Raw genomic sequence first — 23,341 nt, 5'->3', positions numbered from 1 at the left:
CGTTCCTCGGTCCCGAAGGGACGTGTGCGTTCGGACACCGCCCGTAGCCGCACCTCGGGAGAAGGCGAGGAAGAATTTCTTACAATCCCGCACCACTAGGGTATTTCGGCTCTGGTTCGTTCCTCTTTCTTTACCTAGCTCACAGGAGCTAAGTGTGCTGGGTCGCACACAAAACGGCACAGACTTGGCTAGGCTGTGGCCCGGCCTGACTTTGGCCGAATGCCGACTGACAGGACGAACCCCGGGCACGGGCCCAAGCCCCCGGGGACCAGACCGAGGAAGGGGCGGTGTCGCGTGGATCGCTGCGCTCTGTTCGTTGACGCCGGCTACCTCCTGGCCGACGGTGCGATGGCTGTACATGGGACGCGCAACCGCGATTCCGTGTCATGGGACTACGCGGGACTCGTCCAATTGCTCGACGAGGTCGCCCGCGACCGCACGGGACTGCCGCTGCTGCGTTGCTACTGGTATGAGGCGGCCGCCGACGGCCGCCGCTCCCAGGAGCAGGACGGCATCGCTGACATCCCCGGCGTGAAGTTCCGCGCAGCCCGTATCCGCCCCGGTCGCAGGGAGGGTGTCGAGACCTACGTCCAGCGCGACATGCTCGCGCTGGCACGCAGCGGAAACCTGTGCGATGCCGTGCTCATCAGCGGCGACGAGGACATGGCCCCCATCGTGGCCGAGATCCAGGAGTTGGGCGTGCGGGTCACCGTCGTCAACATCTCGGTCGAGGGCAACTGGACCATCTCCCGTGCGTTGCGCCGCGAGTGCGACGACCTCATCGAGATCGGTGCGGGGCACCTGCGTCCGCACGTCAACCTGGTTGCCGGCGCCGGAGGCCCCGCCGACGACACCGTGCCGGCCGCGCACACCGGACCGCTGGCCAACGGGAGATCGCGCCCCAGTGTGGGGCAGGTCACCCGGCAGCCGGTCACCGCGCACGCGGGCGCCTCCCGGGTCGAGCCGGCCGCAAACGCCCAGCTCGATGTCATGTTCGCCCAGACCGGTGCGCAGCAGGCTGCCACCGGGGGCACCGCCATGGATCAGTTGCGCGCCATGCGCCAGACCATCGCCCAGCAGCGCGCCACCGGTGACCACCTCGCCCCTCAGGGCACCTCCGGCATCGAGCCGCGCACCGGCCCGGTGGACGTGTCCGGCTATCAGACCGGCGGCGTTCCGCCCCAGTCGCAGACCGGCGGGCACCCCAGCCTCGCGGCACGCCCGCCGACCGGGGAGCACCCCGGACTCGCTGCGCGCTCCGGCACGGGGCCGCAGCCCAGCATGTCCCCCAGGCAGTCCACCGGCCCGCAGCAGGGCATGCGCGGCGGCCAGCCGGGTGGCTACCAGCCCCCGCAGGGGGGCTATCCCGTGCCTGGGCAGGCCGGTCAGCACCAGTCCAGCGGGCACCGCGAACCCATGATGGGCGGCGGATACGACCGCGAGGCCCCACCGCCTACGCGGGGTGGGCCACCGGACCCCCGGTTCGGTTCCGGAAACGGTGAGAATCCCGGTTACGGGGGTAACACCGGACCAAACCCTACTTTTGGGGCCAGTACGGGAACTGATCCCGGATACCGGAATACGCACGGAGCCTCCGGAGGCTTCGAGCCGGTTACTGGCCCCCGCCGCCGAGCCGAGCGGATCCAGCACGGGCCCTACACCAACCCCACGCCCAGGGTCGGCTACACCCCGCAAGACCCCTCGGCCACCCGGACCGTCGACGAGGCCGTGGCCCTGGCGGCAAAAGAGGGCAGCGACTTCGCCGAGTCCATCGCGCGTGACGCCCCCATCCTCTGGTTGGAGGCGGTCCTGGCGCGCAAACCACGGATGCCCTCCGACCTGGAGGCACGACTGCTCCAGGGGTCTGCGCTTCCCATCGACTTCCTGTTGCGCGACGAGGTTCGACACGCCCTGCGCCAGGGCTTCTGGGATGCTTTGGAGCGTTCCCGCGCGTGAGTGACTGGGGCCTGGGCGCCGGCAAGGATCGAGGGAGGACCGCGATGACCCGCGTGACGACTGCCGACCTCGATCGGCTGGAGTTCCGCGCCGTGCAGTCCGGCGACCACATAGCGGTGGCCAGAGAACTGCTCGACCTCGCCAACCAGGTCGAGGCCGACAGCGAAATCTGCCGTGCCGAGTTATTCGTGCGCGCCGGAGAGCAGTGGGAGATGGCACAGGAGCCCGAACGCGCGGCTGCTGCCTACCAGCGCGCCATCGACGACGGCGGGCCCACCATCATCGGCGCCAGGGCGCTGCTGTGCGGGGCACTGTTGGAGCTCGACCTGATCGATGACGCCTACGCCCAACTGGAGCGCCTCAGCGCCTCGGGCGCGCGCAACCTGCCCACCTACATCCACATCGCCGAGACCCTGCTCGCCCACGACGACCTCGAGGGCGCGCACGAGTGGGCGACCCTGGGGGTGCGGCGGTTCCGCCACCAGGACGTCTCGCCCTACGTCCACGACCTGCTCATGGAACTGCTGCGCATCAGGTTTCGCATCCGCATGGATCTGGGGCTGCGCGAGGACGAGTTCGACCGGATGCTCGACGAGTAATCCCCGACGGCCGACCCCGTGCCGCCGGAGGCCCCGCCCGTCGAGGGAGGCGGCCGTGCAGGCGTCCGTCCATGCTCAGCCGGTCGGCACCGGCTTCGAGAGCTTCGTCCACCGACGCCTTGGTCGGCGCGGTCCGGACGAGACCCTGCTGAGTCGTCTCGCCTCCGGGTCGCGGCGTTGCGCAGGACACGCCAGGCGAGAAAGTTCGGAATTTTCGGCATCGGTGCTGCTCAGCGTGCATCGAGCAGCATCCTGCCCAGTGCGCAGGCTCCCGGGAGGCTGGTGCCCCGATAGTCTGCATCGGCCTGCTCGGTGAGGTGCCGGTCGCTGTTGACGGCCACCGTGGTGCCGAAATGCCGAAACAGCGGGACGTCGCTCATCGAGTCGCCGTGGGCCACGCATCGCTCAAGGGCGATCCCCTCGCGCAACCGGACCTCCTCGGCGAGCCGGACCTTGTCAGCGGGTGTGAGGATGCTCTCCGCGACCACCGGGGCGGTGAACGGCGGTGCGGGGAAAGCGGAGGCCCTGACCTCGTCGAAGCCGTGGCCGAGAAGAAGCGTGGCGGAGAAGTCGGGGGACACCTCGGCGATCCCCGTCAGGAAGGGGCTCCGGGCGTATGCCTGTCGCACCTGCGCCATGGTCAGCCCTCGCCACAAGGCGGGCGGCCGGGTGGCGAATCCGGGCGGACCGAGGGCTCCCGAAACGAACAGGCGTTCCAACTCGGTAAGCTCCGCTACGGTCCGGTTCACCCGGGAGGTCTCCAGGCTCGCCGTGGATCCGCGCAGCAGAGTGCCGTCCATGTCGAAGATGTGTGGGCAGGTCACCGGACCCAGTTCGGCACTGCAACGCGACACGCCGTGCGACATACAGCCGAAACACACTATGTGGTGCTGACTTGGTGAAGAGCCCACTAGATGTTGAGGGAAATGGGGTCCCGGTTGTTGTAGGGTTTCCCTCGTTGGTGGTTCACCAGGAGGAGTGAGTTCCTGGTGGGGCAAGAGGGAACTCGGTGTGATTCCGGGACTGTCCCACAACGGTGAGTGGGAACCAGGGCCGTCATCGGAGCTCCGGGTTCGGGGAGAACCCCGGAAGCGGCGGCCGACAGGCCGGAGTGCTTGCGCGCTCGGTGCCCGCGAGTCCGAATACCTGCCACCAGTGCGCCTAAACCAACGCACAGAACGGGGCTCCGAGGGAAAGCCGCCGCGCATCAGGGGAGAGGTCCGTGGCCGAGGTCGCGCCCCCTGGTCGTACGCGCCCCGACTCTCGAAACCCCAACCGGTTGTCGTCTACCTGGTTGGAGCCACCATGACCCTCGACACGGACATCGCGCCCGCATCGCACTCGCCCGCCACCGACCCCATGGAGCGGATCCGGGTCGTCGTCGGAGAGGCGTGTGCCGGTCTGCGCGGTGTCACCGCCGAGACGGTCATCAACGAGACGCGACGCAACCTCTATCCGGGAATCAGCGCGGCCGAGACCGAGCTCGCCCTGGTCATGGCGGCCCGCACCTACGTGGAGACCGACCCCGACTACTCCTACGTGAGTTCGCGCCTGCTGCTGGACAAGCTGCGCCGCGAGGCCCTGACCTTCCTCGACGGCGAGTTCGCCGAGGCCACCCAGGCCGGGATGGCCGAACGCTACGCCGACTACCTCAAGGCGTACGTGCGCCGTGGCATCGAGCTGGAGCAGCTCACTCCTGAGCTCGCCTCGTTCGACCTGGACCGACTCGGCGCGGCCCTGCACCCCGAGCGTGACCTCGACTTCACGTTCCTGGGTATGCAGACGCTCTACGACCGGTACTTCCTGCACAACGACGGCACCCGCTACGAGCTCCCGCAGGCGTTCTTCATGCGCGTGGCCATGGGCCTGTCGCTCAAGGAGGACGACCGCGAGGCCCGTGCCATCGAGTTCTACGAGCTGCTGTCCTCGTTCGACTTCATGTGCTCCACGCCGACCCTGTTCAACTCCGGGACCACGCGCGCCCAGCTGTCGTCCTGCTTCCTCACCACGGTGGGCGACGACCTCCAGCAGATCTTCCACGGCATCAGCAACAACGCCCTGCTGTCCAAGTACTCCGGCGGCCTGGGCAACGACTGGACGCCCGTGCGCGGTATGGGCGCCCACATCAAGGGCACCAACGGCCAGAGCCAGGGCGTCGTGCCGTTCCTCAAGATCGCCAACGACACCGCCGTCGCGGTCAACCAGGGCGGAAAGCGCAAGGGCGCGGTCTGCGCCTACCTGGAGACCTGGCACATCGACGTCGAAGAGTTCCTCGACCTGCGCAAGAACACCGGTGACGAGCGGCGCCGTACGCACGACATGAACACCGCCAACTGGGTGCCCGACCTGTTCATGCAGCGGGTCGAGATGGACGCCCAGTGGACGCTGTTCTCCCCCAACGAGGTCCCCGACCTGCACGACCTCTACGGCGAGGAGTTCGCGCGCCGTTACGCCGCCTACGAGCGCGCCGCCGACCGCGGCGAGATCAAGGTGTTTCGCCGGGTGCGTGCGGTCGACCTGTGGCGCCGCATGCTGACCATGGTGTTCGAGACCGGCCACCCGTGGATCACCTTCAAGGACCCGTGCAACCTGCGCTCCCCGCAGCAGCACACCGGTGTGGTGCACTCCTCCAACCTGTGCACCGAGATCACCCTGAACACCAGCGCCGACGAGGTCGCGGTGTGCAACCTGGGCTCGGTGAACCTGGCCAACCACGTCGGCCCCAACGGGCTGGACGCCGAGCGGCTGCGCCGGACCGTGCACACCGCGGTGCGCATGCTCGACAACGTGATCGACGTGAACTTCTACACGATCCCCGAGGCCGAGCGCGCCAACATGCGTCACCGCCCGGTCGGCCTGGGCCTGATGGGTTTCCAGGACGCGCTCTTCGAGCTGCGGCTGCCGATGTCCTCCGACGCGGCCGTGGAGTTCGCCGACGAGAGCATGGAGCTCATCAGCTACCACGCCATCTCGGCCTCCGTGGAGCTCGCGGCGGAGCGCGGCTCCTACGCTTCCTTCGACGGATCGCTGTGGAGCAAGGGCGTCCTGCCCATCGACTCGCTCCGTCTGCTCGACGACGCGCGCCGCGGCGACCTTGAGGTGGACACCACCCAGCGCCTCGACTGGGACGCCCTGCGCGAGCGGGTGCGCACCGTCGGGATGCGCAACTCCAACGTGATGGCCATCGCGCCGACCGCGACCATCGCCAACATCACCGGCGTCGGCCAGTCGATCGAGCCGATCTACCGCAACCTCTACGTGAAGTCGAACATGTCCGGCGACTTCACCGTGGTCAACCCCTACCTGATCCGCGACCTCAAGGACCGTGGACTGTGGGACGACGACATGGTCTCGGCGCTGAAGCTCTACGACGGCAGCCTCGGTGCGATCGACCGTGTCCCGGCCGACCTCAAGGAGCTCTACGCCACGGCTTTCGAGATCGACCCGTCCTGGCTGGTGGACGCCGGCTCGCGGCGGCAGAAGTGGATCGACCAGGCCCAGTCGTTGAACCTTTACATGGCTGCTCCGAGCGGTCGCAAGCTCGACGAGCTGTACCGTCGTGCCTGGCGCAAGGGCCTCAAGACCACGTACTACCTCCGTTCGCAGAGCGCCACGCACGTGGAGAAGAGCACGCTGAAGGGGACCGACGGCAAGCTCAACGCCGTCTCCGCCTCCTCGGCCCCGGCCGCCCCGGCGCCCGCCCCGGTTCCGGCTCCCGCGGCGGGAACCGCCTCGGTGCCCGACATCGACCCCGACGCCGGTTCGTTCTGCTCCATCGACGACCCCGAGTGCGAAGCCTGCCAGTAGTACCGGCCCCCGGTGCCGGGGCCTCGACGACCGATCGCCGGGGGCGGTGCGCGCGTACGGTGCGCACCGCCCCCCGGCTTTGAACAGACGCGGAAGAGAGCCGATTATGACCACCACCTCAGACGCCACCGGGCTCGGGGAGATCCAGTCCGGCGCGGGCCGGGTCGACGTCGCCGACAAGGCGATGATCAACTCGCGCGCCGACGTCAACCAGCTGCTGCCGCTGAAGTACCGCTGGGCCTGGGAGAAGTACCTTTCCGGGTGCAACAACCACTGGATGCCCACCGAGGTGGCCATGCAGGCCGACATCGCGCTGTGGAAGTCCGCCGACGGCCTCACCGCCGACGAGCGGCTGATGCTCAAGCGCAATCTCGGTTTCTTCGCCACGGCCGAGTCGCTGGTCGCCAACAACATCGTGCTCGCGGTGTACCGCCACCTCACGAACCCCGAGTGCCGCCAGTACCTGCTGCGTCAGGCGTTCGAGGAGGCCGTGCACACGCACACCTTCCAGTACATCTGCGAGAGCCTCGGCCTGGACGAGGGCGAGCTGTTCAACATGTACCGCGAGGTCCCTTCGATCACCGAGAAGGACGCGTGGGCGCTCAAGTACACCCAGAACCTGGAGAACCCCGACTTCACGACCGGGACGACCGAGGCCGACCAGGCGTTCCTGCGTGACCTCGTCGCCTTCTACGTGGTGTTCGAGGGCATGTGGTTCTACACCGGCTTCGCGCAGATCCTCTCGTTGGGCCGCCGCAACAAGATGGTCGGCATCGCCGAGCAGTACCAGTACATCCTGCGCGACGAGTCGATCCACCTGAACTTCGGTATCGACGTGATCAACCAGATCAAGATCGAGAACCCGCACCTGTGGAACGAGGAGTTCCAGGCCGAGGTGCGCGCCATGCTCACCGAGGCGTGCGCTCTTGAGGTCGCCTACGGCAAGCAGACCATGCCGCGCGGGATTCTCGGTCTCAACGCCGAGTCCTGCGAGCAGTACATGCACTTCATCACCGACCGTCGCGCCGAGCAGATCGGCCTGGCCCCGATCTTCGGGCAGGCCGAGAACCCGTTCCCGTGGATGTCGGAGATGATGGACCTGAAGAAGGAGAAGAACTTCTTCGAGACTCGCGTGATCGAGTACCAGACGGGTGGCGGTCTGGACTGGGACTGATGTGCGCCCGGCTGCGGCCCGTCCCTCTTCACGAGGTGGCGGGCCGCAGCCGTTTACGCGATGCCGGGCCCGTGCGCTCTTATTCGCAGCCGGCCCCGTCACCGTCCGGGCGACGGTCTCCGTAGCGGTGACCGTTGCGCCCGTCCCCAGCGTCGACGTTGCCGTGACGGTCGCACTCGGTGCGGGGGAGGTCATGTCGAGACCGGCCCCGCAGCCGACCATGAGCACAAAGCAGCGGCGACTCCACCGCAGCCGATTCCGACTTTCGCGCCGGCCGACATCGGTGCCTTGTGCGACGGAGGAGGTGGGAATGGCGGGTAGGCCATGGGGGACTCCACGAGACCGGGAAACTCCAAGAGCTACCAAATACCGTGAAAAATAATGACTTCTTGGCTTTTTCATTAGAAATAGGGAAGGCCGCGTTCGTCGGTGTGAGACCGTCTTTCACGGGGCGGTCGCACGGTCGGTGTGCGCCAGGCGCTTCCAGGCGCTGTCCGTCCCCTCCGGCGCGGGAACGCGCGGGAATATGGTGTCGCGGCCAGCGGGGCGTGCACGGCAGCTTCGCCTCATGGGGAACAATCACCAGCAGGGAGAGGCTGCCGGACGCGCCGGGACATCACGCGGCGGTCCGCTCGCGCCCAGGCCCCGAGGCGGGCGGGATCGGCAGGCTTCTTCGAGTCCCGTGCGATCGGAATCCGGACGGGTGGCGGCCCGGACGGGGACGGTCCCGCCGGATCATGGAAAAAGGCGGTCCGGAACGACTGGTGCGCGTTCCGGGCCGCTATCGCGTCCATGTCCAGGTCGTGAGGCTTTCGTCGCTTTGGGACTTCTGTCGCCGTGTCACGAAGCGGACACTTGGTGTGGCATCAACGGGGCGGTACCGATAGAACGGTCGCTATGGCCTCCACCAATGAGCTGCCCGCCGCCTGGTCCCGGCTCGACGTGTCCGCCGGACTGTGCGTGGGAACGCTCATCACCGAGCCGCACGGGTTCCGCCTGGAGGCCAGTGAGGTGGTCGTAGTGGACGCCCACGAGCGTTTCTCCTGCCGCTATACCGTGTGCACGGATCTGGCCTGGGTAACCCGTGAACTCCGGGTGGACGCGATCAGCGACGACGGGGTGCGCACCCTGGAACTCGTCCGCACCGCCGGCCAGTGGTGGGCGGACGGTGCACGGGTCCTCGAACTGGAGGGATGCGTGGACGTCGACGTGGCGGCCGCCCCGCTCACCAACACCCTCCCCATCCGCCGGTTGGGGCTGGTCCCGGGTCAGTACCGTGACATCAACGTCGCCTGGGTCGACGTGCCGACCCTTCGGGTCCAGCGCATGCGCCAGCGCTACACCCGGCTCGCCCCTTCGGGAGGGCTGGACCGTTACGAGTACAGCGACACCGACTTCGGATCGTACGAGTTCACGGTGGACCACCACGGACTCGTCATCGACTACGAGCGCCTGGCACGTCGGATCCGCTGACCGTGTGCCGGCAGCCGGGCCGTTTCGCGCAACCCGGTGGAGTGCCCTCCCCGCGCGGCACGTCCCGAACGAAGCGAGCGGCGTGACCGTCGTGCGACGGGTAATTTTTCGGCGGGCCGAAGACCCCGACGGTCGGGCGTCGACGGCCCACCATGACGCGCCTGTGCCCCGAATTCCCTCGCGACGGTCATCTGCGGTGCAAGAAGATTCATAGTCGTGCAGGTCAGCGGCGATTCTTCTGATCGGGTACACCTTGATTTCATGAAGATGTCTCACATCGTCTACGACCGTATGGGACGGGGCAGGCCCCTGGTCCTCCTGCACGGGCTCGGCCATCGCAAGGAGGCGTGGCACCCGGTGCTGCGCACTCTGGCTGCCGAACACGATGTCATCGCCCCCGACCTCCCGGGCTTCGGGAAGTCCTCGGCACCCGGTCGGGCGGAGCCCTACGACATCCGGTGGTTGGTGGACTCCGTCGCCCAGTTCTGCGAGCGTGCAGGAGTGGAGCGCCCCCACCTGGTCGGAAACTCGCTCGGCGGGGCGATCGCGCTTGAACTGGGGGCCCGCGGATTCGCCGCGTCCGTCACCGCGTTCTCCCCCATCGGGTTCACCACGGTGCGCGAAGGGCTGTTCAACCGGATCCTCACCCTGGGGATGTGGGGAGCCGCCCGCCTCCCCGGGCAGTTGCTGGCCGCCGCTGCCGGTACTCCGCCCGCGCTCGCCATTGCCCGGCGGGTGCTGCGCGGTGAGGAGGCGGAGCCGTCCGGCCCCGGACCGCGCTTCGACACCACGGCCATCGCGGTCGGTTCCCCGTTCACCCGGCTCGCACCCGAAGTCGCCACCTACTCCTTCGGTCCGAAGGAGCTCTCCTGCCCGGTCACCATTGCGTGGGGCCGCCAGGACCGCGTGCTGGCGCCGCGAGCGGCCCGCAGAGCCGTGGAGCGCATCCGCTACGCACGGCTGGTGACCCTTCTGGGATGCGGTCACGTGCCGATGCTGGATCGGCCCGACCTTGTGGCCGGGGTCATTCTGGAGACCACGCGCGCAGCGGTCCGGGAACGGCGCCATCCCCTTCCGCCGATGGCCCCCTTGGCCGTTCCGGCGACTGTCGGCGCCTGAGCCCGCACGGCGGCCACCCGGCCCGCCCTCGGGTGCGGATGATGACGCGTCCCGGCGGGGCCGAAACCCCCGCCGGGACGCGTGCACCGTGGTCAGGACTTCGTCGGCGACCGCCCCAGCTTGCTGGGCCACCACATGGCACGTCCCACGTCCAGACTCAGGGCCGGGACGAGCAGGGAACGCACGATCAATGCGTCCAACAGCACTCCGAACGCCACCAGGAACGCCAACTGGAGCAGGAACAGAACGGGGATCACCGCCAGTGCGGCGAAGGTCGCGGCCAGCACCACGCCCGCTGAGGTGATCACCCCACCGGTCACGGTCAGCCCCCGCAGCACGCCCTCCCGGTGGCCGAAACGGATCGACTCCTCGCGGACCCGGGTCATCAAGAAGATGTTGTAGTCGATCCCCAGTGCCACAAGGAAGACGAACGCGAACAGCGGTACCACCGGGTCGGCGCCGGGCAGCCCCAGCACGTGGTTGAAGACGAGCGCGCCCACCCCCAGCGCCGATCCGAAGGACACCACCGTGGTGAGGGTCAGCAGTACCGGTGCCACGATCGAGCGGAGCAACAGGCACAGCACCAGAAGCACGACCACCAGTACCAGGGGGACCACCACACGCAGGTCGCGCGAGGAAGTGTCCAGGGTGTCGAGGTTCACCGCGGTCGGGCCGCCCACCATGGCGTCGGCGCCGTCGACGCCGCCCACAGCAGTGCGCAGGTCGCGCACGATCTCGATCGCCGCAGTGGATTCGGCGGACTCGCCCAGTGTCGCCTGGAGCAGCACCCGATCGTCCACGACCATCGGCTCGACCGGAGCTCCGACAGGCGGGCCTTGAGGGCCTTCTCCCCCGGACACGCCCGGGGGCGGGCCCTCGCCTTCGACCACGCCCGGGGGCGGGCCGTCGCCTTCGACCACGCCTGGGGGCGGGCCGTCGCCACCCCCGTCGGTCACCGGTGTGACGCGGACGATGCCGGGCACCTCTTCGGCGGTCGACACCACGTCGTCGACCCGGTCAGCGGAGGCCACGATGACCGCCGGTTGGGCGGTCGCCTCGTTGCCGAAACCGCGCTCCAGCACCTCCTGGCCCAGCACCGAGTCCACCTCGGTGCGGAAGATGTCGGTCTCGGAGGTTCCCGATGCGCGGAACTGCGGGACGAACGCCGCGGCGATCACCAGAACGGCCATTGTCGCCAGCCAGTAGGAGCGGGGGCGACGTCCGACGGCCGAGGCGACGGACCCCCACAGCCGGTGCCGGCGCAGCATCGTCTCGGTGCTTTCCGGTTCGTCGGTGCCCTCCACCCCCTCGAATTTGGGGCGGGACGGCCAGAATGCGGCCCGCCCCAGCAGCAGGAGGACCGCGGGCAGGAATGTCAGCGCCGAGATGAGCGCCGCACCGATGCCCAGGGCCGCTACGGGGCCCAGGCTGCGGTTGGAGGCGAGGTCGCTGGCGAGCAGGCAGAGCACACCCAGGATGACGGTTCCGCCGGAGGCCAGGATGGGCTCCACGGTGCCGCGCAGCGCCGTGCGGATCGCGTCCACCGGCGAGGAGTGCTCGTAGAGGGCCTCGCGGTAGCGCGCCACCAGCAGCAGCGCGTAGTCGGTGCAGGCGCCCACCACGAGGATGAACAGGATTCCCTGGCTCTGGCCGTTGAGCTGGAGCAGGTCGGCCGAGGCCGCCGCGTACACGACGGCCGCCGCGAGCACCAGGGCCAGCAACGACGCCATGATCACGACGATCGGTAGCAGCGGTGACCGGTAGACCACGAACAGGATGACCAGGACCGCGCCGAGTGCCACGGCGAGCAGCGTGCCGTCGATTCCGGCGAACGCCGCCGTCAGGTCGGCCACGAAACCGGCGGGCCCGGTGACGTAGACGTCCACTCCGTCGATCGTCCGGTCGGCCAGCAGCTCGCGCAGGGCCTCCGTGGACTCCTTGACGTCGCTTCCTGCGGCGAGGGGAACGATCACCTGGGCGATCGAGTCGTTCTCGGTGCCGGGCAGAGGGCCGATCGCCTCCCCACCGGAGTAGGGCGCGTCCTTGATGGCCGAGACGTCATCGGAGATCTCCGCCAGTTGCCCGGGGGACAGGGCGGAGCCGGCCGAGTAGACGATGATCGCGGGGATGCGCTCGCTCTGCGCGAAGTCCTCTTCGATCTTCTGGACCTCGGTGGACTCGGCTCCGATGGGCAGGAACGTCGCGTTGTCGTTGCTCTGGACCTCCGACAACTTGCCCATGAACGCGCCCAGCGGGCCTGCGCCGAAGATCCAGACGAGGGCCAGCACAATCGCGATCCCGTACCAGGTGCGTCGGCGACCCGTGCGGGGGCGCTGCCCGGGCACGGGGGTGTCGGCGGGCCGACGCGTCGATGTTTCGCTCACCGGGTCTCTCCGGAGTGCGGGTGCGGCACGGGGATGGAGGGGAGGGACATCATGACCGTGGGGCTCCTGATCGAAGGAGGGATAAACCGAACGTAGTTCGGAGCTGCACTTCACCGCGGATTGCCAGAAAACGGATATTCATCGAGTGATGCCGGTCACTTTTGGATGGCGGGCGTCCCTCGCTGCTGTCCGGGCTTCCCGTCCCCTGTCCGCGCGGACTCCTTTCGGACGTTCTCCTCGTGCTCGGCCTTGGCGGCGATGTTGCGTGCCATCGATCCGAAGATGATCCCGTGGAACGGTGTCACGCCCCACCAGTAGAGGTGCCCGCCCAGCCCGCGCGGGTGGAACAGCGCTCGCTGCGAGTAGACGGTGGCACCGTCCCGCTCGGCCGCGCGCAGTTCGAACCACGCGAGGCCGGGTAGCCGCATCTCCGCGCGCAGCCGAAGCAGTGAGCCCCGTTCGATCGCCTCGACCCGCCAGAAGTCCAAGGATTCCCCGTTGCGCAGCCGGGTGGGGTCGCGGCGGCCCCTGCGCAGACCCACTCCGCCGCTGAGCCGGTCCAGCCACCCGCGTGCCGCCCAGGCCAGCGGCCACGAGTACCAGCCGTTGTCACCGCCGATCCCTTCGATCACCCGCCACAGCGTGTCGCGTGAAGCGGCCACGACGCGTTCCCGTTTGTCCTCGTACAGTGATCCGCCGGCCCAGTCGGGGTCGGTGGGAAGCGGATCCGACGGTGCGGTGGGCCAGGCTGCCGACGACCACCGGGTCGCCACCCGGGCCTCGCGGATCCGGGCCAGCGCCAGCCGTACCGCCTCGTCGAAGCTCAGCCGCTCGTGGTCGTCGAGCAGGTCCGCGAGGTCGTCCTCGCGGCACACGACCTCGTGGCGCAGCGATTCCACCAATGGTCGCGCGATTGAACCGGGGACCGGGGTGATGGTGCCCACCCACAGACTGGACAGTCCCGGAGACAGCACGGGGAGCGGGATGATCATTCGCTTGGGGATCGATGCCACCCGAGCGAACCGCTGAATCATCTCCGTGTAGGTGAAGACGTCGTGGCCACCGATGTCGAAGGCGCGGTTCACGTCCTCGGGCAGGCTCGCGGACTTCACCAGCAGCCGCAGCACGTCGCGCACCGCGATCGGCTGGATCCGGTTGGACACCCAGCGCGGTGTGGTCATCACCGGTAGCCGCTCGGTCAGGTAGCGCAGCATCTCGAACGACGCCGACCCCGAGCCCAGGATGATCGCCGCCTTGAGGACCACTGCGGGCACGGAGGCGGCCAGGAAGATCTCTCCCACCTGGGCGCGTGAGCGCAGGTGCGGCGAGAGCTGCTCGCCCTGTGGGGTCAGGCCCCCCAGGTACACGATGCGTTCGACCCCCGCGGAGCAAGCGGCGTCGGCGAAGGTCTGGGCGCTCTCCCGGTCCAGTTGGGCGAAGCTCGGGCCGCCGCCCATCGCGTGCACCAGGTAGTAGGCGACGTCTACGCCGTCGAGAGCGGCGTCCAGGCTCGTGCGTTCCAGCACGTCGCCCTGGACGACCTCGACGTCCGCACGCCAGGGGTGGTCCCGCAGCCGCTCCGGTGAGCGTGCCAGGCAGCGGACCTCGTGGCCGGCCTCCAACAGTTCCGGGACCAGGCGTCCACCGATGTAGCCGGTCGCCCCGGTCACCAGCACTCGCACGGGTTATCGCCTCGTCCGGCTCTGGGGGGCGGGGCGCGGTGGGACCACGCGCGGAGACGTTCCCGGTCCGCGCTTCTCCTCGGGCCCCTTCTCCTTCTCGGCCTTCTCCTTTTGCGCATGACGGGCACGCCAGAACGGATTGTCGTCGGGGAGGCCGCCGGTGAAGCGGCCGTACATCCCGAACGTCATCACCATCAGCCCGACCACGAAGCTGAAGATGACGTTCGGGATCCGGAAGGCCAGCAGGTTGAACGAGGTGTCCATGACCGCCAGGTTGACCATCCCGCTGATGATGAAGCCGATTCCGATGACGGTGTTGAGTGTGGAGGCGAACGTTCCCCCGATGGCCGCGCCACCCACCAGCAGCGATCCGATGGACACCGAGATGACGCTGAGCGCACCGTTGGTCGACAGGCCGGCGATGACCTGTCCCGTGGTGTCGAAGAAGGCCAGTTGGTTGAACAGCCCCAGGATTCCGAAGATGATCAGCACCGCTCCGGTCAGTCCCGAGCCGAACCGGTAGACGTTGCTGAGCCGGTGGTCCACCGGCCGGTTCTCGTTCAGTTTCATGGCGCTCCTCCGGGCCGCGGTTTTTTGGCCTGCCCCCTCCTATTACCCCTGGTCAGAACTCTCAAAGATCGACTGTCCAGTGCTGTTGCCCGGTGGATTCCACGGTGATGCCTCCCCGGTCCCGCCTGCCTTTTCTGCGATCGGTGCAGCCGGCGCGGCCCCGGCGCGACCCTCCTATTGGTTGACAAGGAAGATACTGTAGGTGCAGACATTGGAGGGGGGAAACGGTGCGCGAGCGTCCCGACACCGAACGGCTGCGCGTATGGCGGCACTTCCTGTCCGCGCACAGCCGGGTGATGGCCGAACTGGAGCGCGAACTCAAAGAGACCGTCGGGATCTCGTTGGCCCAGTACGACGTCCTGCTCAAGCTCGGCGAGGCCCCTGACCGCGAACTCCGGATGAGTGCCCTCTCCGCGGCTGTCCTCTACACCACGGGCGGGGTCACCCGACTGGTGGACCGGATGGAGGCGGCCGGCCTCGTGGTCCGCGAGCCCTCGCCCAGCGACCGGCGTTCGGTGCTGGCGCGGCTCACCCCGGAGGGCAAGGCCCTGCTGACGCGCGCGGCACCTATCCATCTGGCCGGTGTGCGGCGCCACTTCACCGACTTCCTTCCCGACGAGGAACTCGCGGTCGTGGACCGGTTCACGACCCGCATCGCCCTTCCCGACGCCCGCCCGGCATCGGGACGCTGCGCACCCACTCGCCCCGGAGCCCTCGACGACGAAAGGCAACCCGATGAGCGCGAACGATCAGTCGACGCCTGAGTTCAAGCGATCCCCCAACCACTTCACCGACCGCATCACCGCCGACGGTGGCGAAGGATGGCCGGCAGAGTCGGGACGGTACCGCCTCGTCGCGAGTCGCGCGTGCCCCTGGGCCAACCGGGCGCTCATCGCCCGCCGCCTCCTCGGTCTGGAAGACGCGATCTCCCTCGCGGTCGTCGACCCGATTCAGGACGACAAGGGCTGGCGCTTCACCCTCGACCCGGACGGGCGCGATCCCGTGCTCGGCATCCGCTACCTCTCCGAGGCCTACCTCGCCCGGGAGCCCGGGTACACCGGCGGGGTGAGCGTCCCGGCCGTCGTCGACGTCCCCAGCGGCAAGCTCGTCACCAACGACTACCCCCGTATCCCCGTGGACCTCGCCACCGAATGGACGTCCCTGCACCGCGACGGCGCCCCCGACCTCTACCCGAGCGAGTCGCGCACCGAGATCGACGCCCTCGCCGACGACATCTTCCGCGACGTCAACAACGGCGTCTACGTTTGCGGTTTCACCCGTAAACAGGACACCTACGAGCGTGCCCACGCCGCGCTCTTCGACCGCCTCGACGCACTGTCGGAACGCCTGGAGAACCAGCGCTACCTCGTCGGCGACAGCATCACCGTCGCCGACATCAGCCTGTTCGTCACGCTGGTCCGCTTCGACGCGGTCTACCACGGGCACTTCAAGTGCAACCGCAACAAGCTCACCGAGATGCCGGTCCTGTGGGCCTACGCCCGCGACCTCTTCCAGACGCCCGGGATCGGCGACACGATCGATTTCGACCACATCAAACGGCATTACTACGTGGTCCACGAGCAGATCAACCCCTCGCGCATCGTCCCGGCCGGCCCCGACCTCTCGGGGTGGGCCGCTCCCCACGGCCGTGAGGCCCTGAAAGGGACGCCCTTCGGACACGGAACCCCGCCCGGCCCGCCGCCGGAGTCCGAAACCGCCCCGGCCCAGTTCTGAACCGGGAGTCGTTCCCCCATCCGACCAGCGGTTCACGTAGGAGAGACATGGCGTTCCAGCTCGGTATCTACACCTTCGGTGAGATCACCTCCGACCCTGCGACAGGGGAGGTCGCCACCGCCCGGACCCGTATCCGGGACCTGATCGAGCAGGCGGCCCTCGCCGACGAGGTCGGGTTGGACGTGTTCGCGCTGGGAGAGCACCACCGCTCCGACTTCGCGGTCTCGGCCCCCGCTGTGGTCCTGGCGGCTATGGCCGAGCGCACCCGCGACATCCGATTGAGCAGCGCCGTGACAGTGCTCAGCTCCGAGGACCCCGTACGCGTGTTCCAGCAGTACGCGACACTGGACCTGATCTCAGGGGGCCGCGCGGAGATCATCGCCGGCCGGGGTTCCTACACCGAGTCCTTCCCCCTGTTCGGTTACGACCTGGAGCAGTACTCGGAGTTGTTCGCGGAGAAACTGGACCTGCTGCTGGAGCTGCGCGAACACAACCCCGTCACCTGGTCCGGGCGTACGCGCCCATCGCTGCGCGGCGCCGATGTCGCGCCGCGCCCCGTGCAGCAGCGTCTGCCCGTCTGGGTCGCCGTCGGCGGTACCCCCGCCTCGGTGGTGCGCGCGGCGGTACGCGGGCTACCGCTCGCACTCGCCGTCATCGGCGGAGAACTGGCACGGTTCGCGCCTTTCGTCCAGCTGTACCGACAGGCGGCGGGCGAGGCGGGACACGATCCGTCCGCACTTCCGGTCAGCGTGAACTCGCCCGGCTTCGTCGGCGCCACCAGCCAGGGGGCGCGCGACCTCTCCCACCCCTATTTCGACCAGGGGATGCAGGAGAACTTTCACCGCAGGGGACACGGTTTCCACACGTCGCGCGCAAGCTACGACGCCCAGAGCACCCTCGGTGGCGCTCTGCTCGTGGGAAGTCCGCAGGAGATTGTCGACAAGCTGCTTTACCAGCACGAACTGCTGGGGCACCAACGCCAACTGATCCAGTTCGGGTTCGGCGCAATGCCGCAGAAGGAGATGCTCAAAGGCATCGAACTGCTGGGTACCGAGGTCGCCCCGGTCGTCCGCAAGGAGATCGCTGCCCGCGAGGCGTCCTGAGCGCCGCCGTCTCACCGCTCCAGCCGGGCCACCGCCGCCTCGGCCAGCGCGAACGACAGCTCCTCCAGCCGGCCCCGGTCAGTGGAGCCCTTGTCGACGACGTTGACCCTGACGGTCACGTTGGCCGCGCGCAGTTCGAGCACGACCGCGTCCGGTTCGACCGTGCCGGCCTGCACCAATGCCTCGTCCACGTCGGGGCCCAGGCCGGTTTCGGCGCCGGTCCGGTGTTCGGGGACCCGGTCCGGCGGATTGTCGGACTGCCCTGAGCGCACGGTGTCGGCGAACTCCTCCTCGGCCTCCGCCTCCGATGTCGCGGTGAAACCCAGGACGATCCACGCGTCCGGTTCCTGTACGTCGTTCTCGGCGGCGGGGACGACCCAACGGCATTCCCGCGCGGATTCCCCCATGGGCTCGCCCTCGGCCAGGAACTCCTCGGACAGTGCGGGATCGAGCAGGTCACAGGCGGTCGAGGCCGAGTAGGGGCCGGCCGCGGGAATCTCCACGGCGGTCGGTTCCTCGTCGTCGACAAGGAGCAGAAGGGAGGCACTTCCCGCCGACAGCAGACCGACGAGGAAGAACACGGCGAAGCCGTGGACGTGCGCTCTCCACCGATCCGGCTCATGGGCGTTCGCCATCAGGCACCCTTCTCTCGTTCCCGGGCGCGGAGCCGCTCCACCACGTGCTGCCCGATGCCCAGGGCCGCGATGTCGGACGGCGCGCCCTCGGGACCTTTCCGGACGGTCACCTCGACCAGCACGTTGGAGGAAACGCGCAGGACAGTCGCCGGAGCCGTCCCGGACCGGCCGGACACCAGGGAGGAGGGGGCCGCGGACATCGCGTCGACGACCTCGGCCCCCGCCGTCTCGGCGGTGCGTCCCGCCCACGCGCGTCGGGCACCGGCCGGACCGGTTCCGCGCAGGGACGCACCGTAGCGCTGTGCCTCCACGGTCACCACCGTCGCGCTTCCACCGACACCTGATCCGCCCCATACGCAGACGGCACGGTCGGGCGCCACATCGGATTCCGTGGCGTCCGTCGAACCGGATGCGGTGTCGATATCGATCCCCGCCAGGCCGGCGCCCCTGAGTTCCAGCAGGTCACCACAGTCACGCCAAGGCTGCTGGTACTGGCCGGACAGCACACGCTGCCACGGAGGCGAACCCAGCAGCGCCGCAGAGGCGGCCACGGCCGTCACCAACAACAGACACAGCGCCCACCAGACCCCGTGCCGACAGAGCGTCCTCATCGCAGCCGATCCAACGCCTCGGCCACCACGTCGGCGGTCCGGCCCATCAGTTCGGGGTCGGCTTCTTCCCCGCTGGGAATCCAGTGCCGCAGAGCCGCGCGGACGACGACATTGTCCTGGCGCGCGGCCGTCGTCGAAAGAACCTGGTCCCATTCGGTACCGTCCCAGTGCAGCCCCTGATAGGAAACGCCGACGTCGCCGAGGTCGGGGCGCGGTTCCGAGCGCGCTGCGGAATCGGTCGGGAACAGGGCCAGCTGCATCGGGGAGAGGATTCCACCGCCGGTGCCGCCTTCCCGGTGGAAGGACCGCTGCGCGGTCTCCTCGGAGTCCAGCGCGTTCCCGCGGTGAAACACCTCGACGTGCAGCCACAGGGTGGGATTGGTGCTTTCCTGGCCACTGAGGGAGGTGCTGCGCCAGCGGCACTCCAGCCCCTGGTAGCGCTCGAACACGGTGTGGGCCACCAGTTCGGCCTCGGCGTGCTCCACCAGTGCGGTCACAACGGTGTCGGGTACGAGCCCGCAGTCGGCGGGGACCCCGGCGACGACCGCATCGTCCCCGGCTGCCCGCAGCTTCAGCACGACCGACTCCCCGGTGAACAGCAGCACTGTGACCGCACCCGCGACCAGCCCCGCCATGCGGGCGCTCCATGCCTGGCTCACGATCACCTCCACGTTCTGCCGAGAGTCTGGCACCGCTCGGGGGAACGCGATATGCGCATTCCTACTCAGATGAGGCGGGGAACCGGACACACCAAATGGTCGCCTTCGCGGTGCCGCGGAGCAGGAGGGGGCCATTGGGCCGGGGGCTGCGGTTCCGTCAGGCGCCGACTGGCCGAGCGACCGGTCGCGGTATCGATCCGGGCACCCCCGACGCCGCTTCCGTCGGGACGAGGGGCCCGTTCACCTGGCGGTTGGTGGCCCCGGCCGCGCGTCCGGAGCAGGCTCGTACGGGCGCGGGCCGGAACCACCGATGAGTGGCATACCTCCGGTTGAGTCCGCACAGTCCCATAAGTACTCCAATTTTATTTTCCCCCGTTCCGCCAAGTGGCGTGCTTCCGTTTCGCTCGCCGGGTCGCTTTCATGACAGCAACCGAAGGGGGATTGAATGCCGCACCGTGTCCGCTGGCCGCATATCGCTCTCGCGGTCCTGCTTGCGCTCGGTGCGCCACCCGCACTGGTCGGTAAGGCCGGCTCCGCACTCGCCCGGGAAACCGCCGTGCTCTCGCCCAAGGAAGCGGCCGGCGCCTGCGACGCCGCCCGTTATGACGCCGACCACGCGATCGGTGGCTCCGCCCGGGTCGACACCACTCGTTCCGGCTGCCACGCCATCAGCAGTATCACCGGAACGGTTTATGAGGACCGCGCCTTCGACGGAGAGACCTCCGGGGACCCCGGCTGGGAAGGGGTCGGCGTGGAACTCTACGCCGGTGCCGGCGAGACCCCGGTCGCCACCGCCACCACCGGTGCCGACGGCTACTACGGGTTTCTCCTCAGCGGGGACATGACGGGACGGACGTACTGGGTGCGCGTGGCCGCCCCCAGCGAACAGGGGCGCAGAGCCCAGCAGAGTTGGGCGGCAGCAGGAGGACGCGGCACCGGAGTCGCCACGGCGTCGGCGCTGTGCGCAGGGGAGTACCGATCCGCGACCGGTCTGTGCCCGAAGGCGGAAACGACGACGACCGATCGGGATGCCGTGGGCCCGGCATTCGCCGCCGCCCAGCACATCACCAGGGTGGATTTCACCGGGAGTGGAGCAGTCGACAACGTCGACTTCGCCTTCGGATCCCCGATCCGGGTCGTCAAGACCGTGGACACCGTGGAAGCGAAGGTTCGCGGCCGGGTCGGCTACACGCTGGAGATCACCAACACCGGACCTCGTGAGCGTGTTGCCGCCGTCACCGACGATCTGGCCGGTGTCCTGGACGACGCCACGTTCGCCGGTGACGCCAAGGCTGCGGCCGGAACGATCGTCCGTACGGGAACCGACCTGATCTGGTCGGGAACGCTGGGCCCCGGTGAGAGCACGACCGTGACCTATTCGGTGACGGTGAACATCCCGGTATCGGGGGACGCGCTGCTCAACGGGAGCGTTACCAGCGTCGGATCCAACTGCTCCTCCGGCGCGGACACGCAAGAATGCGCCGCGACCACCACGGTCACCCCGCCGCAGCCGTTGCTGCAGATCACCAAGACCGCCACGAGCGAGACCGTCCAGGCGGGGCGGACGCTCGGCTACACGATCACCGTGGTCAATGACAGCGGGGCCGCTGCCACCGGTCAACAGATCACCGACGACCTGGCCGAAGTCCTCGACGATGCCGTCTACAACGGCGACGCCAAGGCGAGCAGCGGAACAGTCGGGGGTACCGCGAGGACCTTGAGCTGGACCGGGGACATCGCCCACGGTCAAAGCGTCACCCTCACCTACAGTGTGACCGCCCGCAGCCGTGCCACCGGAGACGGCGTGCTGTCCAACACGGTGGTCGCCGATCGGTCCAACTGCGTGCGCGGCAGCCGCGACATGGACTGCTCTACCGATACTCCAGTGGGTCCGCCGTCCCCGCCCCCGCAACTGACGGTCGGCAAGACCGCGGACACCGCGAAGGTGGCGCCGGGCGGCACGGTCACCTACACGATCACCATCGCCAACACCGGTCAGGTCGCCGGGGTCGACCAGGTGGTCACCGACGACCTGACCGGAATTCTCGACGATGCCGTCTACAACGGCGATGCCGCGACCAGCAGCGGCTACGTCAGGGTTCGTGGCGACACGCTCACGTGGGACGGCGATATCGCTCCGGGGGAGAAGGTGACCGTCACCTACAGCGTTACGGTCAACGACCGGGCAACCGGAGACGGGCGGCTCGACGGTGGGGTCAGCGCCAAGAACGGCAAGTGCGACGGGGAATGCGAAGCCGTCACCCTGGTGACCGCGCCGTGCGACTGCTCCGGTCCACCGCCGGATTCGCGGGCCGTGACGGCCCGGGAATGAAGAAGCGCGCCCGTCCGCGGGATTGTCGGACGGGCGCGCTGCCGAGTCAGGGAAGAACCCGCGGGAGGGAGCGGGTCCTGCACTTTTGCCCGATGGGCCCGACTCGGCGCATTCGACGAGTGCCAGGGAACCTGAGCGGCGGGCCAGCGCGCACGGCCGGGAGGGGAGGAGGACGGTGCGCTGCCCGGGGTCAGGTCCATCGCCGAATTCGTGTCCAAGATAGCCCGATAAGCCACAAGTAACCAAGTAAATCCAACCAGAAAATCATGCCAAGCCAATTTGTGGTTGGGTTTTTTCTATCGAGGCTGGTCAAACGGCGTGCCCGAGAACGCCGTTTCGGATCCGTGCCGACGGTCGCCGGTCAGGAAACGATCGACAACAGTGCCTCGACCTGCCTGATGAGCATGATCAGCACCTGTTTGCTGGACTGGCGCCGGCGTGCGTCGCACATGATGATCGGCACGGAAGGCGAGGTGCCGAGGGCTCGGGCGACCTCCTCCGGGTCGTAGGAGTCGGCTTTGTCGTCGTCGAAGCAGTTGACGGCGACGACGAAGGGGATGCCGCGGCGCTCGAAGAAGTCCACGGCCGAGAAGCAGGTGTCCAGGCGGCGGGTGTCGGCCAGGACCACGGCGCCCAGGGAGCCGGTGGCGAGTTCGTCCCACATGAACCAGAAGCGTTGCTGGCCGGGGGTGCCGAAGAGGTAGAGGACGAGTTCGGGGTTGATGGTGATCCGGCCGAAGTCCAGGGCCACCGTCGTGGTCCGTTTGGCCTCCACCCCGTCCAACGCGTCCAGTCCGAGGCTGGCCTCGGTCATGATCTCCTCGGTGCTGAGCGGGGTGATCTCGCTGACCGAGCCGACCAGCGTCGTCTTGCCCGCGCCGAAGCCCCCGGCGATCAGGATCTTGACCGCCTGGGGGATCAACGGCTCGTCAGGCGGTCCGTCAGAGTCTGCGAATGCCATCGAGTACCGCCTGAAGTATGTCCCGGCCGACCGGGCTCTGGCTGGTGTAGGGGGCGCGGGCGAGGACGTGGCCCCGGCCGATCAGATCACTGATCAACACCTTGACCACGGCCACGGGAATGTCCACGTGCGCCGAGACTTCCGCCACCGACAGAGGACGACCGCAGAGTCTCAGTATGGCGAGTTGTTCGGGTTCCAACGCCGTCTCGTCGACATCTGAGCGGGCCGCGATGACCACGCTGATCATGTCCAGCCGGACCACGTCACAGTTCTGTCGTCCCCAAGTCAGGATGTAGGGCCTGACCGGGGACCCGGTTTCGTTGGGTTTCGCGTTCGAAGAGCTCTCATCGGGCATGCGCGACACCGCTACCGGGTGCTGTTCGTCGACACCGGGAGATCCTTCTTCCCGGGCGGCTGGCGGGGGGCGGAGTCGAGTGAGCGGCCGACTTGGTCGACGAGGACGTTCATTTCGTAGGCGATGAGGCCGACGTCGGATTGTTCTTCGGCGATGAGGGCGAGGCAGGCGCCTTCGCCTGCTGCGG

Annotated in this window: 19 protein-coding genes and 1 riboswitch; of the genes, 10 read left to right on the top strand and 9 right to left on the bottom strand. The window is 68.4% G+C overall.

Going from position 1 to position 23,341, the window contains the following annotated elements:
* Nucleotides 1–294: 294 nt before the first annotated feature.
* Nucleotides 295–1,956 carry an NYN domain-containing protein gene (locus tag QSJ59_RS20200; protein WP_285761294.1) on the top strand — a complete coding sequence of 554 codons (1,662 nt, stop codon included), beginning with the start codon at nucleotides 295–297 and terminating at the stop codon, nucleotides 1,954–1,956.
* A gap of 44 nt (nucleotides 1,957–2,000) precedes the next feature.
* Nucleotides 2,001–2,555 (top strand): hypothetical protein, encoded by a 555-nt coding sequence (locus QSJ59_RS20195; protein WP_285761293.1) that lies wholly within the window; start codon nucleotides 2,001–2,003, stop codon nucleotides 2,553–2,555.
* Between the two features lie 230 nt (nucleotides 2,556–2,785).
* Here the strand turns inward: QSJ59_RS20195 and QSJ59_RS20190 are convergent, their stop codons facing one another.
* The gene (locus tag QSJ59_RS20190) at nucleotides 2,786–3,409 is read right to left on the bottom strand and encodes an HAD family hydrolase (RefSeq protein ID WP_349497226.1); all 624 of its coding nucleotides are present in this window, start codon (nucleotides 3,407–3,409) and stop codon (nucleotides 2,786–2,788) included.
* A gap of 91 nt (nucleotides 3,410–3,500) precedes the next feature.
* Nucleotides 3,501–3,723: riboswitch (cobalamin riboswitch) on the top strand.
* Between the two features lie 137 nt (nucleotides 3,724–3,860).
* Here QSJ59_RS20190 and QSJ59_RS20185 point away from each other — a divergent pair.
* The 4 genes from QSJ59_RS20185 to QSJ59_RS20170 all read left to right on the top strand — a co-directional run bounded on the left by QSJ59_RS20185 (nucleotide 3,861) and on the right by QSJ59_RS20170 (nucleotide 10,128).
* Entirely contained in the window at nucleotides 3,861–6,362 is a 2,502-nt protein-coding gene (locus QSJ59_RS20185) for a ribonucleoside-diphosphate reductase subunit alpha (protein WP_285761292.1), read from the top strand.
* Nucleotides 6,363–6,468: 106 nt separating this feature from the next.
* A complete protein-coding gene (locus QSJ59_RS20180; RefSeq protein ID WP_285761291.1) occupies nucleotides 6,469–7,536 on the top strand; it encodes a ribonucleotide-diphosphate reductase subunit beta in 1,068 nt (355 codons plus the stop codon).
* An 897-nt stretch (nucleotides 7,537–8,433) separates the two neighbouring features.
* Nucleotides 8,434–9,009 carry a putative glycolipid-binding domain-containing protein gene (locus QSJ59_RS20175; RefSeq protein WP_285761290.1) on the top strand — a complete coding sequence of 192 codons (576 nt, stop codon included), beginning with the start codon at nucleotides 8,434–8,436 and terminating at the stop codon, nucleotides 9,007–9,009.
* A 261-nt stretch (nucleotides 9,010–9,270) separates the two neighbouring features.
* The gene (locus QSJ59_RS20170; protein WP_285761289.1) at nucleotides 9,271–10,128 is read left to right on the top strand and encodes an alpha/beta fold hydrolase; all 858 of its coding nucleotides are present in this window, start codon (nucleotides 9,271–9,273) and stop codon (nucleotides 10,126–10,128) included.
* A 92-nt stretch (nucleotides 10,129–10,220) separates the two neighbouring features.
* Here the strand turns inward: QSJ59_RS20170 and QSJ59_RS20165 are convergent, their stop codons facing one another.
* From QSJ59_RS20165 to QSJ59_RS20155, 3 genes are all read right to left on the bottom strand, one after another.
* Nucleotides 10,221–12,368: an MMPL family transporter gene (locus QSJ59_RS20165; protein ID WP_285761421.1), complete on the bottom strand. Its 2,148-nt coding sequence runs from the start codon at nucleotides 12,366–12,368 to the stop codon at nucleotides 10,221–10,223.
* 299 nt (nucleotides 12,369–12,667) lie between these two features.
* Nucleotides 12,668–14,194 carry an SDR family oxidoreductase gene (locus tag QSJ59_RS20160; RefSeq protein ID WP_285761288.1) on the bottom strand — a complete coding sequence of 509 codons (1,527 nt, stop codon included), beginning with the start codon at nucleotides 14,192–14,194 and terminating at the stop codon, nucleotides 12,668–12,670.
* Between the two features lie 3 nt (nucleotides 14,195–14,197).
* Nucleotides 14,198–14,764: a DUF4383 domain-containing protein gene (locus tag QSJ59_RS20155; RefSeq protein ID WP_285761287.1), complete on the bottom strand. Its 567-nt coding sequence runs from the start codon at nucleotides 14,762–14,764 to the stop codon at nucleotides 14,198–14,200.
* Nucleotides 14,765–14,991: 227 nt separating this feature from the next.
* Between QSJ59_RS20155 and QSJ59_RS20150 the strand changes: the two genes are divergently transcribed.
* From QSJ59_RS20150 to QSJ59_RS20140, 3 genes are read left to right on the top strand one after another with little or no spacing between them, the layout of a single operon-like run.
* Nucleotides 14,992–15,528, top strand: coding sequence for a MarR family winged helix-turn-helix transcriptional regulator (locus QSJ59_RS20150; RefSeq protein WP_285761286.1), 537 nt, complete (start codon nucleotides 14,992–14,994; stop codon nucleotides 15,526–15,528).
* Nucleotides 15,500–16,498, top strand: coding sequence for a glutathione S-transferase family protein (locus QSJ59_RS20145; RefSeq protein ID WP_285761285.1), 999 nt, complete (start codon nucleotides 15,500–15,502; stop codon nucleotides 16,496–16,498). The genes QSJ59_RS20150 and QSJ59_RS20145 overlap by 29 nt, the downstream gene beginning before the upstream one ends.
* 47 nt (nucleotides 16,499–16,545) lie before the next feature.
* Complete coding sequence (locus QSJ59_RS20140) at nucleotides 16,546–17,601, top strand: LLM class flavin-dependent oxidoreductase (protein WP_285761284.1); 1,056 nt, start codon at nucleotides 16,546–16,548, stop codon at nucleotides 17,599–17,601.
* 11 nt (nucleotides 17,602–17,612) lie between these two features.
* Here QSJ59_RS20140 and QSJ59_RS20135 read toward each other — a convergent pair whose 3' ends face one another.
* The 3 genes from QSJ59_RS20135 to QSJ59_RS20125 are packed head-to-tail and all read right to left on the bottom strand — an operon-like array spanning nucleotide 17,613 to nucleotide 19,506.
* A complete protein-coding gene (locus tag QSJ59_RS20135) occupies nucleotides 17,613–18,236 on the bottom strand; it encodes a hypothetical protein (RefSeq protein WP_285761283.1) in 624 nt (207 codons plus the stop codon).
* Nucleotides 18,236–18,847, bottom strand: coding sequence for a hypothetical protein (locus QSJ59_RS20130; RefSeq protein WP_285761282.1), 612 nt, complete (start codon nucleotides 18,845–18,847; stop codon nucleotides 18,236–18,238). The genes QSJ59_RS20135 and QSJ59_RS20130 overlap by 1 nt, the downstream gene beginning before the upstream one ends.
* Nucleotides 18,844–19,506, bottom strand: a complete 663-nt coding sequence (locus QSJ59_RS20125) for a hypothetical protein (protein WP_285761281.1) — start codon at nucleotides 19,504–19,506, stop codon at nucleotides 18,844–18,846. Before QSJ59_RS20125 ends, QSJ59_RS20130 begins: the two co-directional genes overlap by 4 nt.
* Nucleotides 19,507–19,951: 445 nt before the next feature.
* On the opposite strand from QSJ59_RS20125, the gene QSJ59_RS20120 reads away from it, so the two are divergent.
* Complete coding sequence (locus QSJ59_RS20120; RefSeq protein WP_285761280.1) at nucleotides 19,952–21,838, top strand: DUF7927 domain-containing protein; 1,887 nt, start codon at nucleotides 19,952–19,954, stop codon at nucleotides 21,836–21,838.
* A gap of 361 nt (nucleotides 21,839–22,199) precedes the next feature.
* Here QSJ59_RS20120 and QSJ59_RS20115 read toward each other — a convergent pair whose 3' ends face one another.
* Entirely contained in the window at nucleotides 22,200–22,799 is a 600-nt protein-coding gene (locus QSJ59_RS20115) for a GTP-binding protein (RefSeq protein ID WP_285761279.1), read from the bottom strand.
* The gene (locus tag QSJ59_RS20110) at nucleotides 22,780–23,154 is read right to left on the bottom strand and encodes a DUF742 domain-containing protein (RefSeq protein ID WP_285761278.1); all 375 of its coding nucleotides are present in this window, start codon (nucleotides 23,152–23,154) and stop codon (nucleotides 22,780–22,782) included. Before QSJ59_RS20110 ends, QSJ59_RS20115 begins: the two co-directional genes overlap by 20 nt.
* Between the last annotated feature and the right edge of the window lie 187 nt (nucleotides 23,155–23,341).

Source organism: Nocardiopsis ansamitocini (assembly GCF_030268225.1).
In the GTDB taxonomy this organism is placed as follows: Bacteria; Actinomycetota; Actinomycetes; order Streptosporangiales; family Streptosporangiaceae; genus Nocardiopsis_D; species Nocardiopsis_D ansamitocini.
Note: the sequence above shows the minus strand (reverse complement) of the source record. Positions and strands in the feature narration are given on the sequence as shown.

What these genes read in the sequence shown, in the direction of transcription:
- QSJ59_RS20115 (WP_285761279.1), bottom strand. Translation starts at nt 22,799, where the DNA reads ATGGCATTCGCAGACTCTGACGGACCGCCTGACGAGCCGTTGATCCCC.
- QSJ59_RS20120 (WP_285761280.1), top strand. Translation starts at nt 19,952, where the DNA reads ATGCCGCACCGTGTCCGCTGGCCGCATATCGCTCTCGCGGTCCTGCTT.
- QSJ59_RS20145 (WP_285761285.1), top strand. Translation starts at nt 15,500, where the DNA reads ATGAGCGCGAACGATCAGTCGACGCCTGAGTTCAAGCGATCCCCCAAC.
- QSJ59_RS20110 (WP_285761278.1), bottom strand. Translation starts at nt 23,154, where the DNA reads ATGCCCGATGAGAGCTCTTCGAACGCGAAACCCAACGAAACCGGGTCC.
- QSJ59_RS20195 (WP_285761293.1), top strand. Translation starts at nt 2,001, where the DNA reads ATGACCCGCGTGACGACTGCCGACCTCGATCGGCTGGAGTTCCGCGCC.
- QSJ59_RS20165 (WP_285761421.1), bottom strand. Translation starts at nt 12,368, where the DNA reads ATGGGCAAGTTGTCGGAGGTCCAGAGCAACGACAACGCGACGTTCCTG.
- QSJ59_RS20140 (WP_285761284.1), top strand. Translation starts at nt 16,546, where the DNA reads ATGGCGTTCCAGCTCGGTATCTACACCTTCGGTGAGATCACCTCCGAC.
- QSJ59_RS20175 (WP_285761290.1), top strand. Translation starts at nt 8,434, where the DNA reads ATGGCCTCCACCAATGAGCTGCCCGCCGCCTGGTCCCGGCTCGACGTG.
- QSJ59_RS20170 (WP_285761289.1), top strand. Translation starts at nt 9,271, where the DNA reads ATGAAGATGTCTCACATCGTCTACGACCGTATGGGACGGGGCAGGCCC.
- QSJ59_RS20130 (WP_285761282.1), bottom strand. Translation starts at nt 18,847, where the DNA reads ATGAGGACGCTCTGTCGGCACGGGGTCTGGTGGGCGCTGTGTCTGTTG.
- QSJ59_RS20185 (WP_285761292.1), top strand. Translation starts at nt 3,861, where the DNA reads ATGACCCTCGACACGGACATCGCGCCCGCATCGCACTCGCCCGCCACC.
- QSJ59_RS20155 (WP_285761287.1), bottom strand. Translation starts at nt 14,764, where the DNA reads ATGAAACTGAACGAGAACCGGCCGGTGGACCACCGGCTCAGCAACGTC.
- QSJ59_RS20135 (WP_285761283.1), bottom strand. Translation starts at nt 18,236, where the DNA reads ATGGCGAACGCCCATGAGCCGGATCGGTGGAGAGCGCACGTCCACGGC.
- QSJ59_RS20180 (WP_285761291.1), top strand. Translation starts at nt 6,469, where the DNA reads ATGACCACCACCTCAGACGCCACCGGGCTCGGGGAGATCCAGTCCGGC.